At 69.7% G+C, this 13,408-nt stretch carries 11 protein-coding genes and 3 pseudogenes; 4 read left to right on the top strand and 10 right to left on the bottom strand.

Annotation, left to right across the window (positions count from 1 at the left end):
* Positions 1–81: 81 nt before the first annotated feature.
* Genes AB4Z09_RS09035 through AB4Z09_RS09020 form a run of 4 tightly spaced genes read right to left on the bottom strand, consistent with a single transcriptional unit; the run spans position 82 to position 4,604 of the window.
* Complete coding sequence (locus AB4Z09_RS09035) at positions 82–864, bottom strand: polyprenol monophosphomannose synthase (protein ID WP_442239586.1); 783 nt, start codon at positions 862–864, stop codon at positions 82–84.
* Positions 791–2,500, bottom strand: coding sequence for an apolipoprotein N-acyltransferase (gene lnt / locus AB4Z09_RS09030; protein WP_442239585.1), 1,710 nt, complete (start codon positions 2,498–2,500; stop codon positions 791–793). Before lnt ends, AB4Z09_RS09035 begins: the two co-directional genes overlap by 74 nt.
* Complete coding sequence (locus tag AB4Z09_RS09025; RefSeq protein ID WP_442239584.1) at positions 2,490–4,103, bottom strand: amidohydrolase; 1,614 nt, start codon at positions 4,101–4,103, stop codon at positions 2,490–2,492. Before AB4Z09_RS09025 ends, lnt begins: the two co-directional genes overlap by 11 nt.
* A gap of 12 nt (positions 4,104–4,115) precedes the next feature.
* Positions 4,116–4,604, bottom strand: a complete 489-nt coding sequence (locus AB4Z09_RS09020) for an FxsA family protein (protein ID WP_174910258.1) — start codon at positions 4,602–4,604, stop codon at positions 4,116–4,118.
* A gap of 201 nt (positions 4,605–4,805) precedes the next feature.
* On the opposite strand from AB4Z09_RS09020, the gene AB4Z09_RS09015 reads away from it, so the two are divergent.
* Positions 4,806–5,456 (top strand): hypothetical protein, encoded by a 651-nt coding sequence (locus tag AB4Z09_RS09015; protein ID WP_442239583.1) that lies wholly within the window; start codon positions 4,806–4,808, stop codon positions 5,454–5,456.
* A 72-nt stretch (positions 5,457–5,528) separates the two neighbouring features.
* Here the strand turns inward: AB4Z09_RS09015 and AB4Z09_RS09010 are convergent, their stop codons facing one another.
* Positions 5,529–6,149 (bottom strand): hypothetical protein, encoded by a 621-nt coding sequence (locus AB4Z09_RS09010; protein WP_254622495.1) that lies wholly within the window; start codon positions 6,147–6,149, stop codon positions 5,529–5,531.
* A gap of 279 nt (positions 6,150–6,428) precedes the next feature.
* Between AB4Z09_RS09010 and rox the strand changes: the two are divergent.
* Positions 6,429–7,853, top strand: a pseudogene (rox, locus tag AB4Z09_RS09005) (rifampin monooxygenase); the annotation flags it as partial.
* Between the two features lie 41 nt (positions 7,854–7,894).
* On the opposite strand, the pseudogene AB4Z09_RS09000 reads toward rox, so the two are convergent.
* Positions 7,895–8,431 (bottom strand): annotated as a pseudogene (locus tag AB4Z09_RS09000) (hypothetical protein); the annotation flags it as partial.
* 534 nt (positions 8,432–8,965) lie between these two features.
* Between AB4Z09_RS09000 and AB4Z09_RS08995 the strand changes: the two are divergent.
* Positions 8,966–10,789 (top strand): vWA domain-containing protein, encoded by a 1,824-nt coding sequence (locus AB4Z09_RS08995; protein WP_254622494.1) that lies wholly within the window; start codon positions 8,966–8,968, stop codon positions 10,787–10,789.
* Between the two features lie 45 nt (positions 10,790–10,834).
* On the opposite strand, the gene AB4Z09_RS08990 is transcribed toward AB4Z09_RS08995, so the two are convergent.
* Together AB4Z09_RS08990 and AB4Z09_RS08985 are read right to left on the bottom strand one after the other, a co-directional pair.
* Positions 10,835–11,506 (bottom strand): DNA alkylation repair protein, encoded by a 672-nt coding sequence (locus AB4Z09_RS08990; protein WP_254622493.1) that lies wholly within the window; start codon positions 11,504–11,506, stop codon positions 10,835–10,837.
* Positions 11,507–11,576: 70 nt separating this feature from the next.
* Positions 11,577–11,810, bottom strand: coding sequence for a hypothetical protein (locus AB4Z09_RS08985; protein ID WP_429516291.1), 234 nt, complete (start codon positions 11,808–11,810; stop codon positions 11,577–11,579).
* A 223-nt stretch (positions 11,811–12,033) separates the two neighbouring features.
* On the opposite strand from AB4Z09_RS08985, the gene AB4Z09_RS08980 reads away from it, so the two are divergent.
* Positions 12,034–12,315 (top strand): hypothetical protein, encoded by a 282-nt coding sequence (locus tag AB4Z09_RS08980; protein WP_441346765.1) that lies wholly within the window; start codon positions 12,034–12,036, stop codon positions 12,313–12,315.
* 56 nt (positions 12,316–12,371) lie between these two features.
* On the opposite strand, the gene AB4Z09_RS08975 is transcribed toward AB4Z09_RS08980, so the two are convergent.
* Together AB4Z09_RS08975 and AB4Z09_RS08970 are read right to left on the bottom strand one after the other, a co-directional pair.
* Positions 12,372–13,046: a hypothetical protein gene (locus tag AB4Z09_RS08975; RefSeq protein ID WP_174910251.1), complete on the bottom strand. Its 675-nt coding sequence runs from the start codon at positions 13,044–13,046 to the stop codon at positions 12,372–12,374.
* Between the two features lie 92 nt (positions 13,047–13,138).
* A pseudogene (locus AB4Z09_RS08970) lies at positions 13,139–13,408 on the bottom strand (putative lipid II flippase FtsW); the annotation flags it as partial.

Below are 13,408 nucleotides of genomic sequence, written 5' to 3'. Positions count from 1 at the left end.
GCGACGGCAACCTCTTGTGACGGCTTCCCGCTCAGCGGGACTCGGTGGGGCTCCCCCGCCGGCCCCACGCTCGCGCCCGCGCTACCGCCCGAGCAGTGCCTTCACCTGGCCGGCACGCTTGGCCAGCCCCCATCGGGTGACCTTGAGCAGCGCCTCCCGGACGATGTTGCCGCTCATCTTCGACTCGCCGATCTCCCGCTCGGTGAACGTGATCGGCACCTCGGTTACGGTGAATCCCTGGTTGATCGCCCGCCACGCGAGATCGACCTGGAAGCAGTAGCCGTGCGATTCGACGGCCGCCAGATCCAGCGCCTCGAGCACCTCGCGCCGGTACGCGCGGTAGCCACCGGTGATGTCCTGGATCCGCACCCCGAGCGCAAGGCGGGAGTAGATGTTGCCGCCGCGGGAGAGCCATTCGCGGTGCTTGGRCCAGTTCACGACGGTCCCGCCGGGCACGTACCGCGACCCGAGCACGAGGTCGGCGCCCGCGTCCACCTGGTCGAGCAGCCGGTGCAACTGCTCGGGCGCGTGACTGCCGTCGGCGTCCATCTCGACCAGCACCGTGTAGTCGCGCTCCAGGCCCCATCGGAAGCCGGCGATGTACGCGGCACCGAGGCCGTTCTTCTCGGTGCGGTGCATCACGTGGATGCGGCGGGCGTCGTCGGCCGCGGCGAGCTCGTCGGCGAGACCGCCGGTGCCGTCCGGGCTGCCGTCGTCGACGACGAGGACGTCGGTGGCCGGCAGCGCAGCGTGCAGCCGGCCGACGATCAGCGGCAGGTTCTCGCGTTCGTTATACGTCGGAATGATCACCAGGGTCCGTGCGCTCGGTCGCGCGTTGCCCCCGTTCGGCGTCCCCGCTGACATCGAGATCCTCCCTGCCGGCCGAGGCCGGTGCCTTCTGTGTGTCCTGTACGTCGCAGTCGGTCTGCGTCGTCTTGCCGGCCGATCCGTCGCCCCGCCGGCTGCGCACGGCAGCGAACACGAGGGCGGCGGCGGCACCGAGACACAGGAGAACCTCCGGAATCGGGCCGAGCCGAGTTGCCAGCGTAGTACCGGTACGTAGTGAGACCTCCGACACCAGGGCCGCGGGCACGAAAAGGTCCGATTCCTGCCCCACCGAACCGTCCGCCGCGATGATCGCGCTGACCCCGCTGGTCGCGGCGACCACCACGTCGCGCCGGTGCTCGACGGCGCGCACCCGGGACATCGCCAACTGCTGGTAGGTCATCTCGGTGTCGCCGAACGTGGCGTTGTTGGTCGGCACCGCGATCAGCTCCGCGCCGTTGCGGACCGATTCGGTGAGTGCCCGGTCGAACGCGACCTCGTAGCAGGTCGCGACACCGACCTCGATGGCGTCGGCGGTGACGACGCCGTTGCCGTGACCGGGGACGAAATTGCCGGCCTGGTCGGCGTACGACGAGAACAGCCGGAAGAAGTCCCGGTACGGCAGGTACTCCCCGAACGGTTGGATGATCCGCTTGTCGTGCCGCTCGCCGGGCCCCTGCGCGCCGTCCCAGACGATCACGGAGTTGGTGGTGGTGCCGTCGGCGTTGACGAGGACGGCTCCGACCAGGATCGGGGCGCCGACCGCCGCCGACGCGGCGGTGATCTCCTCGGCGGCGTCCGCGTTGCGGAGCGGGTCGATGTCCGACGCGTTCTCGGGCCAGATCACCAGGTCGGGCTGCGACGCGCGGCCGGCGGCGACGTCGTCGGCGAGTTGGAAGGTGCGGCGGACATGGTTGTCGAGGACCGCCCGGCGCTGCGCGTTGAACTCCAGGCCGAGCCGGGGCACGCTGCCCTGGATCGCGGCCACGGTGACGGTGCGGTCCCTGTCGCTGTCCGCGTGCACGTACGGCACGGCCGCGAGGGCGACCGCCGACGCGGACACGGCGACCACGAGCGGTCCCGCGAATGCCCGGGGGCTGYGGTTGCGGGCGGCCACGAGTCCCACCGCCGCGAGGCCGGTGCCGGTGAGCGCGACGCCGAAACTGAGCAGCGGCGCCCCGCCGAGCGCGGCCAGGGGCAGCAGCCAGCCGTCGGGCTGACCGAACGCGAGCTTGCCCCACGGGAATCCGCCGAACGGCACCGACGAGCGCAGCCATTCGGTGAGACTCCACACCGCCGCGACCGCCAGTGCGACCACCCACACCGGCGCGCGCAGCCGGTGGACGAGCACGGTCCCGAGCCCGAACAGCCCGATGAACACCGACTCCGCGGCGGACAGCGCCAGCCAGGGCAGCGGTCCCACGTACTCGCCGATCCACGGCAGCAACGGCACCAGGAACCCGAGCCCGGCGAGGTAGCCGTAGCCGAATCCGGCGCGCAGTGTGCGCCCCCCGCGGCCGTAGCCGGTGAGGACCGCCACCAGCAGCGCGACTCCGACCGGGGCCAGGAACCACAGTGGGCGCGGCGGAAAGCTCGCGAACAGCAGCAGGCCGGACACGACCGCGAGCACGCAGTCGCGCAGTGTCGCGGTCAGGGCGCTCCGGTCACGCCCCATGGACGGTGACCCCGCGGTGCACCGAGCGCACGCACACGGGGGTGCGTGCGCCGTCCTCGAGCCGCGGCAGCGCCGGCACACGCGAACGCGGATCGGTCGACCAGCGCTGCACCGAGTCCTTGGGCGCCGAGACGACGAGTTCGTCGGCGTCCCACACCACGTACGACGCCGGCGCGCCCGGGGTGAGCGTGCCGGCCATGCCGTCGCGGACGCCGCCGGCCCGCCACGCGCCCCGCGTCGCCGCGGAGAAGGCCGCGCGTGGCGACACCCCGCTGCCCGGCGTGCGGTGGTGGACCGCGGCCCGGAGCATCGCCCACGGATCGACAGGGGTCACCGGGGCATCCGAGCCGAACGCCAGCGACATCCCGGTCGAGGCGATGGGCGCGAACGGGTTCATCCGCAGCGCGCGCTCGGCGCCGAGCCGCTGCGCGTACATGCCGTCGGCGCCGCCCCAGAGGGCGTCGAACATCGGCTGCATGCTGGCGATCACACCCCACCCACCCAACAGGGCCGCCTGCTCGGGGGTGACCATCTCGAGGTGCTCGAGGCGATGTCCGCGGGCGGCGAGCGCGGGCCCGCCCAGTTCGGTGGCGACGTTCTCGAACGCCGCGACCGCGGTGGCGACGGCACCGTCCCCGATCACGTGGAAGCCGGCCTGGATGCCGGCGAGCGTGCAGGCCCGGACGTGCGCGGCCACCGCGTCGACGTCGAGATAGCTGTTGCCCCGCGGGTTCGTCGTGTGGCCCGCGCAGTCGTGGTACGGCTCGAGCAGGGCCGCGGTGTGGGAACCCAGCGCGCCGTCGATGAACAGGTCGCCGCCGAGCGCGTGCGCGCCGGTGCGAGCGAGCAGGTCGGCCGCGGCCTCGGGGGAATCGACCGCCTCGCCCCAGTAGCCGCGCACCTCCACCCCGTGCGACAGCGCGAGCAGTTCCCGGAAGTCGTCGAGACCACCGACGTCGGGGCCGCCGCACTCGTGGACGGCGACGACGCCCTGCGCCGCGGAGTGGTCGAGCGCCGCGACGCGCGCGGCTACCCGCTGCGCCGCGGTGAGCAGGGTGCGGGCCCGGGCGCGGACCAGGTGGTGCGCTTCGCCGCTGACGGCGCCGTCGGGGGTGAAGCCGCCGGCCGACGCGAGGTCGGGCACCGCGGCGCGCAACGCGGTCGAACACAGCGCGGAGTGCGCGTCGATCCGGGTGAGGTACACCGACCGGCCCAAGGCGGCGGCGTCGAGTTCGGCGGTCGTGGGCGCGGCGTCGGCCCAGCGGCTGTCGTCCCAGCCGTGTCCCCAGATCACCGCGCCGTCGTGCGTCTGCGCGAACCGGCGCACCAGGTCGAGGCATTCGGCCTTGCTGCGGGCCCCGCCGAGATCGAGGCCCGTCAGCTGCAGACCGAGGGCGGTGACGTGGACGTGGGTGTCGACGAATCCGGGGGTGACGAAGGCGCCGTCGAGTTCGATCACTTCCGCGTCGGGATGCAGGGCGCGGCMCGGACGGTCCTCGCCGATCCAGACGACGATGCCGTCGGTGACCGCCATCGCGGTCGCGTCGGGGGCGCTGGGACTGTAGATGCGGCCGTCGACCAACAGTTGGGTACTCACGGGCATCCAGTCTGCCTGTTACGGCAGCGCGCGGGGCCCCTGGGTCGGGGTGTCGGGGTACACGTCGACGACTTCGCCGTCGATCACCGTTCCCCCACCACTTCCGCGGCCTCCCCGGGCGCGGGACGCGAACTCGACGCCCGCCAGTGTCACGTTGGCCCGCTTGCCCGCCAGCAGGACCGCCGCCGGTCGCAGCGCCCACCGCGTCGGMGGCAGCAGCATCAGCAGGCCGAGGACCGACGTCACCAGTCCCGGCACGAACATCAGCACCGAACCGGCGGCGACCATCGCGCCGTCGGCGACCGCGCCGGTCGGGGATGCCTCGCCGCGGGTCGCCCGGCGGAAACCGTCCATCACCACGCGCCACTGCGACCTGACCAGCACCATGCCCACCGCGGATCCGGCGATCAGCAACAGCACCGTCCACAGCACGCCGATCGTGCTGCCGACCCAGATCAGGACACCGACCTCCACCAGGGCGTAGAGGAGGAACAGGGGCGCGATCATGGTGGATCCTCTCGGTGGGTCGCCCGCCGGGTGTGTGGCGGGATGCTCTGTCTGCTCAACGATCGGGGGTACCGAAATGCTCCCACGCGCCCGGATTCGATCCCGTAACGGTCTAACCCTAAAGTTGACGTAGAGACTTCTCGCGTGGTCGAGTACCGGTATCGATCGGCTGGGAGGGCCGATCCCCAGGGAGGAGTTCACATGTCTCGTCGCTTCGGCCGCAGCACCACACGCCGATTGTTGACCCGCCTGTCCGTCGCGGTCGCGGGTGCGGCCGCCGGTGCGGTCGTGTTCTCGGGCGTCGCGACCGCGGCCCCGGCGGCACCCGCGCCCCCGCCGCTGCAGGGCCTGCTCGAGCAGTTCACCAAGAACGCTCCCCAGGCATCCGATTTCCTCGGCGGCCTGCTCGGCACGCCCGGGGTCACCGAACTCATCGAAGGCGCGACCGGCCAGGAGGTCGGCGCCACCACGGCGAAGGACTTCATGTTCCCGGCGCCCACGTTCGGATGCGGGGCCGCGGGCAATCCGATGACGGTGACCGTCGCGAGCGCGCAGGCCGGGCCGAACTTCCCGCTGCCGCCGTGGATCGAGCGCGGCAACCTGCGCTTCCAGGCGGTGCCGGCACATCTGGCCATTCCCAAGGAATCGGGTCTGCAGGTGGCGTGGTTCAACGTGACGACGCTCGAGGGTGGGGTCGTGCCGCTCGACGACACGCTCCTGAACGTGCCGACGCTGTCGAAGACGGTGGAGACCGGCGAGGGCACGGTCCTCGCGGCGCTGTTCGGTCAGGTGAAGTACGACTCCGGCACCACCTGCACCGCACTCGGCACCGTCGGACAGTTCACGGCGTAGCCCGGACGGATCGATCGTGAAGGGTCTCCGGCGGTCGCCGTCGGAGACCCTTCACGATCGGTGAAGCCGATCTCACGAGGTGCGACCGTTCGCGATCTCCTCGATCGAGTCGCACCGAATCGATCCGGCGGCCGCGGTCCAGACCGGATCGCGATCGATACTGGTGGCCAGGCCGTTGATCGTGAACGTCAGGGCCGTGTGGTCCTCGCCGGCCGCGACCCGCAGGCCCTCGCTGGTGGTGCCGCCGAGTCGGTAGTGCTCGCCGTCCGGGCCGGAGAAGGCGATCGACACCGCGTTCGTCCGCTCGTCGCCGTCCCCGAACAGGATGTTCAGACTCGCCTGGATCGAGAAGTCCTGGCCCGGCGACTCGCCGCCACCGTCGTAGTCGGTGAAGTCGCTGGTGGTCACCTCGTACCCCCAGCTCTCGCCGCCCGCCAGCGGGTCCGTGTAGTGGTGGCAGGCCGTGAATCCGTTCTGCGGCAACGACACCCGGCCGGTCCACGACACCCCCAGCTCCAGCCACGAGTCATCCGCCGCGCCGACGTCCGGCAGGTGAAGGGCGCGGCCACCCTCGGCAGGAGTGAACCTGTCAGCGGCCGTAGGCTGTTCGTCGTTCACTGTGCACCCGAGCAGGGCACCGATCGCCACGGCCGCCGGCAACAACGACGCTCCCCAGCGCCTCTCCCCCATCATGCCCGCCACCCTAGCCGCGGGTGCGAGCACAAGGCGTCGTGCCGTGCGGATCGAACGGATGCATCGCTCCATGAAAGACGGAGACGAGGGGATTACCCGCTCCTCGCCACTCTCGACATACCGCGCACCCGGGGCCTTGCGGCAAGACCCCGGTAGTGCTGCAGAATCTCCGGCCGAGGCCAGAACCTGCGGAAATCAGTGACACGCGGTGCCGGTGTGCGCACCTCCGGCCCACGCGGAGCAGCTGGCCGAAATGCAACCTTCTCGAACGGGGTTCCGATGATCGACGTGATCGTTGCCGGCGGCGGACCGACCGGCCTGATGCTCGCCGCCGAGTTGCGGCTGCACGGGGTGCACGTGCTCGTACTGGAGAAGGAGACGACGCCCACCGAAGTGGTCCGCTCCCTCGGCCTGCACGCGCGCAGCATCGAGGTGCTGGACCAGCGTGATCTCCTCGACCGGTTCCTCGCGCACGGACGGCGGCACCCGGTCGGCGGCTTCTTCGCCGGCATCCCCAAGCCGCAACCCGAACGGCTCGACACCGCGCACCCATACGTCCTCGGCATCCCGCAGCCTGTAACCGACCGTCTCCTGGCCGAGCATGCCGCCGAACTCGGAGTCGAGATCCGGCGCGGCTGCGAACTGGTAGGGCTGAATCAGGACGACCACGGGGTGACCGCCCTGCTGGCCGACGGCACCCGGTTGCATTCGAACTACCTCGTCGGCTGCGACGGCGGCCGCAGCACGGTGCGCAAACTGCTCGGCATCGACTTTCCCGGCGAGCCGAGCCGGGTGGAGACGCTGCTCGGGGAGGTAGCTCTGACGGCATCGACCGAGACCCTCGACGCCGTGATGGCCGAGGTCCGCAAGACCCAGTTGCGGTTCGGCGCCATGCCCCTCGGGGACGGGGTGTACCGCGTCATCGTGCCCGCGGCGGGAGTGGCCGAGGACCGCACGGTCCCGCCCACCCTGGATGAGCTGAAGCAGCAACTGCGCGCCATCGCCGGCACCGACTTCGGTGTGCACTCACCGCGTTGGCTGTCCCGCTTCGGCGACGCGACCCGGCTGGCCGAGCGCTACCGGACCGGACGGGTGTTGCTGGCCGGCGACGCGGCGCACATCCACCCACCGAGCGGCGGGCAGGGACTCAACCTGGGCATCCAGGACGCGTTCAACCTGGGCTGGAAACTGGCTGCCGAGGTGGGGGGCTGGGCGCCGGAGGGGCTTCTGGACAGCTATCACACCGAACGGCACCCGGTGGCCGCCGACGTGCTGGACACCACCCGCGTGCTGATGGAGCTGATGTCCCTCGAGCCCGGCGCCCAGGCAGTGCGCCGGCTGGTGGCGGAACTGATGGACTTCGAGGACGTGAACCGGTACCTGATCGAGAAGATCACCGCCATCGGGATCCGCTACGACTTCGGCGCGGGGCACGAACTGCTCGGCCGGCGGCTGCGGGACGTCAGGCTCGAGCGGGGGCACCTCTACGGGCAGATGCACGCCGATCGTGGACTGCTGCTGGACCAGACCGGCCGGCTCTCGGTGTCGGGATGGGCGGATCGGATCGACCACGTCGTCGACGTCAGCGAGGAACTGGACGTGCCCGCCGCACTGCTGCGGCCGGACGGCCACGTCGCGTGGGTCGGTGAGGATCAGCAGGATCTGGTCAGTCAGCTGCCCACGTGGTTCGGCGCCGCCGCGGGAGAGACATCGGGGTCACGACCATCGCCCGGGCCTTTACGGCCGCCCGGTACCACTGAGATCGTTCCCTGGCAGACGGCGTTCTGCGGATTGATGAACCGCCATCCCGCGCCGGTCTCGACGGTGACGGTGAAGTCCACCGTCCCAGTCCCGGTCCAGGTTCGGTTGACCGGGATTCCGGGATTCTGCTGCCAGGCGGCCTCGTCGCTGACGCTGCGGCCGGACTCTCCGGTCGTGGTGTTGTGCCAGTCGACCAACACCCGTGTGCCGTACCAGTTGACGCCGAAGCTCGGCAGCAGGCCGGCGGGAGGCGCGGGCAGTTCGTTGCCGCCGCTGAGCAGGATCGACGGCTCCAGCGCGGCCCCACCGGGACGGAGCGACTCTCCCGACGCGGCATTGATGGTCCACGTGAACGCCGGGGCCCAAAAGAGAGGATTCGCGCTTCCGCACGTCATGGTCGTCGACGTGGGCGGGGCAGGCTGGGCGTTCGCGACTGCGCCTCCGCCGGCCGCCACCGCAGTGCTGAGTCCGACTGCTGCGAGCGCCGCTGCACCGCCGCGACGAATCAAATGTCCGCTCATGATCACTCCCCTGGATCCGAGACCGCGGGAACCGAGACGTCGCCGCGCTCTGGACATATCGCGAACCGTCTCCCTTCGTTACCGGACGTACGACCTGAACTGTGCTCACACAATCACATTCGGAGCCGTGCAGCTCGCCGGGATGTGCAGACTGCCACGAACGTCCCGAGCATTCTCCAGAATGGATTCATTCTGCGATTCGGGCGTCTACGCCTCAGGCCGTAAGCCGTTCGCATCCTGTGAGCGGAGCCCACGTCGGGAGTGTGAGCGGGTTCCGGAACGGACTGCGGTGGACGGCGCGACGTCGGACCGGTTCTGCGACAACGGCCGTCAGCAATGTCGAAGGTTCTGTAGTGTCGGGCACCGAAATCGAAGCAGAGGTCACAAATCAGGCGGGGGACAATGCCGAGGATTGCAGTTCGACTGACCACTTTTACTGCGGGGCTTGCGGCCGGGCTTGTCGGCCTGACCTTGGCGGGAGTGCCCGCTCAGGCGCAGGAGAGCGGGGAATCCGCCCCGCAATACGCGCCGACCATGCTCGTTCTGGATGCGTCCGGCTCCATGCAGCGGCCCGATCCGGCGGGCACGATGATGGATGCCGCCAAGAACGCCGTCCACGCCTTCGTCGACGGCGCGCCCACAGATTCGAAGGTGGGACTGACGGTGTACGGCACCGGCACGGGAAGTGATGACGCCGAGAGGGCTGCCGGCTGTCGTGACGTCCGAGTGTTGCACCAGCCGGAGACTCTCGACAGGGCCGCTCTGAACAGTGCGGTCGACGGTATCGCAGCGAGCGGTTGGACGCCGATGGGTAACGCATTGCGCCAGGCCGCCGCGGAACTGCCGAACTCGGGTCCGCGTTCGATCGTGCTGGTTTCCGACGGCGAGGACACCTGTGCGCCGCCCGAACCATGCGAGGTCGCCAGGGAGTTGAAGACACAGGGTGTCGATCTGGTGATGCACGCGATCGGCTTCGGAGTCGATGACAAGGCCCGTGCTCAGCTGACATGCATGGCACAGGCCACCGGCGGCACCTACACCGATGTCGCGGACGGGCCGGCGCTGGAGCGGACCTTGCCACGGGTCACTGCCGCAGCACTGCGCAACTACAAGGCCGCCGGCACGTCGATCACTGGCGCGCCCACCTACGAGACCGCGCCGCTCGCGGAACCGGGCCAGTACCTGGACACCCTCGGGCAGAAGGAATCGCGCTACTACGCCGTCGATATCCCGGACGGTGCCACCGCCTACGTCAGCGGAACCATGTCGTATCCCCGCGTACCCGGCATCCCAGGAGTCGAGGACACGAACGTCCTGAGCATGCGCGTGTACGGCGAGGACGGCCGCGACTGCAACAAGTACGAATTCGAACAGCTCGTCTACTCCAGTGACGGTGCGGCGCTGACGGTTACCGAGACGTTCGACGGCGCGACCGAGAAGCGCGCGGGCGACGGCACCGGTGCCGACAAGTGCCGAGGTGGTGGGCGCTACTACTTCGCGCTCAGCTGGGACAAGACCTCCAAGGGGGCGCCGGAACGGCTGCCGATCGAACTGCTCGTCGGGATCGAGCCCGCCGCAACCGACTCCGACCCAGCGGCGGTAGGGTCGCCGACCACGTTCGTCGAACCCGTCGGATCGGGCACCCCGGCGGCCGGAGGCGGATCCTTCAACGTCGCGACCGAACTCGACGGCAGCGGCCGGTACACCGACACTCTCCAGCCGGGCGAGTTCGTGTTCTACCGGGTGAAGCTGGACTGGGGCCAGGGGCTGGCGTACCGCGTGCACTACGACGCGAACGGTGGCCGCGGTGTGGAGAACGTCTCCAATGTCCGGACCACCATGTACTCCCCCACCCGCGAGGAGATCGACTCGGACTTCGGGTCCTACACCGGCACCGAGTACGTACTGCCGGCGAATGACTCAGCGTTCGCGACGGTGCCGATCCGATACGGCAATCGCACATCCGAGGACCTCGCCATCCGCAAGGAGGCTGTGCCGGGCTGGTACTACATCGCGGTGAAAGTGGGTTCGACGCCGTCCGGCGACGCAGGCCTTCCGGTGCCGATTCGACTCGACCTGACCGTCAGTGGGGACACCGAGACCGGCCCGTCGTACTCGACCGCGATCACGGACGGGATCTTCGGGGAGGGCTCGGCCGCCACCGGCGCGTCGGCCGGTGGCACGGTCGCCGAGGAAGCCACCGCGGACGGCGATGCCGCGGCAGAGGCAGCCGCGGCCGACTCGGATTCGACGACCAGCGGACTCGCATTCTCCGGAGTCTGGATCGCGGTCGCTGCCGCTGTGGTCGCCGTCGGCGGTATCGGCGGCTGGCTCGCTGTGCGATCACGCCGAAGGTAGTTCGCACGGCGAACGCGAGCTGGGCCCGATCACGGTCGGGCCCAGCTACTTCGCGCCCTGACGCCGCACCATCTCGGTGATCCAGATTGGCGCGAACGGAGATGTGCAGTACGGCGGCGTCGGGTAGTCCTCGAGCACCCGCAGGCGCTCGCCGATGTCGATGGCGCGGTCGCGGTACTCGGCGTGCTCGATCCCGATCTGAGCGAGACAGTGGTTCATTGCCCACTGCAGGCGGTCCGGGGCGTCCTTCATCTCCGCCTCGATGACGTCGAGCAGTCCGGCGAGGTCCAGGCCCTCCGGCTTCTTCGCCACGCGTTCGGTGGTCAGCGCCCAGCCGGCACTCGCGACCACTGGATCGGGGTCGGCCGACCAGGTCGCGCGTAGCTCCTCGGCGTGCGGATTCTTCTCGACGACATAGTTCACGAGCCAGTCGTGCACCTTGGGGGTGCGCGCCTCGCGGAGCATGACGTCCAACTCGTCACGCTCGAAGGCCTTCGGGCGGCAGATCAGGATCGCCAGCAACCTCGCCGCGGTGTCATCGGTCCCCCAGAGCCGGCGCGCGAGTTCCTGCTGCTTCTTCAGCCGCTTGGCGAGCGCGCGTAGTTTGCCGAGGTTCACCCCGTGATCGTCACCGTGCTTCTCGTTCACCTTGCGGATCTTCGGGTCCTCGAGCGCGGCCAGCTCGGCCATCACCTCGGCCACCGTCGTCTCTGCCACCTCAGCCTCCTGTCCGTCATGTGCGAGGTTCAACCTACGACGGAAGTCGCGATCCGGTGGTCGGCGATCGTCAGGGTCCGGGGACTTCGTCGTTCGCCCGCGCCTCGATCCAGTCGATTGCCTCATCGGTCAGCTCCGACTGCCCGTCGACGGACTCCCCCGACCACCAGCTCGGATCGAGGTCGCCGTCGTTCACGGCGACCACTTCGGCTCTGACCGACGGCGTCAGCGGCTCCCCGTTGTGCTCGACCAACCAGTCCCGCGTCTCACCGCTCAGCTGCGTCCACCACCCGGCAATGTTCATCGCCCGATCATCGCGCCCACAGCAGGCGGACGCATCGGGGAACACCCTGAACTTCCGATCCGCCGGCCGGGACATGCCGTCAACACGGTTCACAACCGACCGCGTTCCCGACGGCGGGGCACCCCCGAGATCAGCGAGCCGAGTCGTTCGTGGGCCAGTTGGCCAGCAGGGAGTCCAGGGCGTCCAGGATTCGTGACCAGGACTCCTGAGAGTCGGGAGCGCTGTGACTGAACCCTCCGCTCAACTCCAAGCTGGTGTCGCCGAACGGGCGGCCGGGAAGCTGACACTCGGCGCCATTCGGAGCGAGTTGGTTCGCATCGTTGCGCAGCGGTCCGAGGACGACCCCCATCTGCACTACCTCGATGGGTGCGAGCTCTACGGTGACGCCGACTACGCGGAGCTGCCGCTGCCCGATCAACTCCACCCGGATGCCGCCACCCACCGCCTCATCGGGGAACGCTTCGCCAAACCAGCCTTCACCGCTGACGGAGCCTGGCCCCGGTAACGGCCGCCGTATGTCGATGGGTCGATGTGGCGGGACCGGATCGGATGCCCTTCGGGTCAGCCGCCCGACCTCGAGCGGAGTGCCCGGATGACACCCGGAAGAGTGCTCTGCCTGTCCGAGAAGTCGTAGCTGGGCACCCGACCGTTCCCCAGATTGAAGTAGACCCCGGCATGACCGAATTCCGGGGGCACCGGAGCCGCGGCACAGACGTCGCTGACGATGCACGGGTATCGGGCGAACATCGTGACCATCCGTTTGCGGTTCGACGCCGAGATCCGGAACCCGGCATCGACCAAGGAGTTGATCTCCAGCTGGAAGTAGGCGACGCCCGCGTCGACGAGCCGGTCCAGATGCTCGAGACCGTCGATCAGGGACACGTCGTCCTTCAGGATGAAGAAGCCGTTCGCGATCTTCGGCACCGTCAGCCGCTGCAACAGATCCAGTTGCTCGTCGACTTTCGAGATCTTGGCCGAATCCACCGCAGTGAACTCGAAGTAGGTGGGCCGCAGCGAATCGACGGCATCGACGACGCTGTCCGGGGCGTAGCCCGCCGACGCGTCGACGTACAGCGACGTTCGAGGACCGACCGTCTCCTGCAGGGCTACGAACGTGCCCGCGTCGACCACCCGCGTGTCGGTCGTCCCCGGATCGCCCAGGCAGATCCCCACGAGATCGACGTCGCGTAGTTTCGCCGCCTCTGCGAGCGAGACGACCTGGTTCACCTTGATCACAGCAACCTCCTGCGTGGGTACCGACCTCCGCGGATCGTAGGCGGACCGAGTTCCCGATCCCGAACAGCACGTCGGGGTATCCGGTTGCGGTTCTACCTGCGTGATCGGCGGGCCGTCGATCGTTCGCGGGGTCGCTGGTCGTCGGCACGGTCCCGCGCCCGGGCCCCGGACTGGGCCTGTGCCTGGGACGGCCGGCGTGTGGTCCGGCCGGAGTCGGTGGGCGTCCGTGGGGCGCGGGCACGTCGAGCGGGCCGCGCCTTCGGCGGTTCGACGGGGCGACCGAACACGGTTCGCATCCAGCGGCTACCGCCGCCGTTCAGGGAGACGAGTGCTTCCGGTTCGCGCAGCGCGGCGTGCGCGAT

The sequence above is a fragment of the Rhodococcus sp. TAF43 genome (genome assembly GCF_052113525.1).
In the GTDB taxonomy this organism is placed as follows: Bacteria; Actinomycetota; Actinomycetes; order Mycobacteriales; family Mycobacteriaceae; genus Prescottella.
This window is presented reverse-complemented; position numbering and strand designations above follow the sequence as displayed.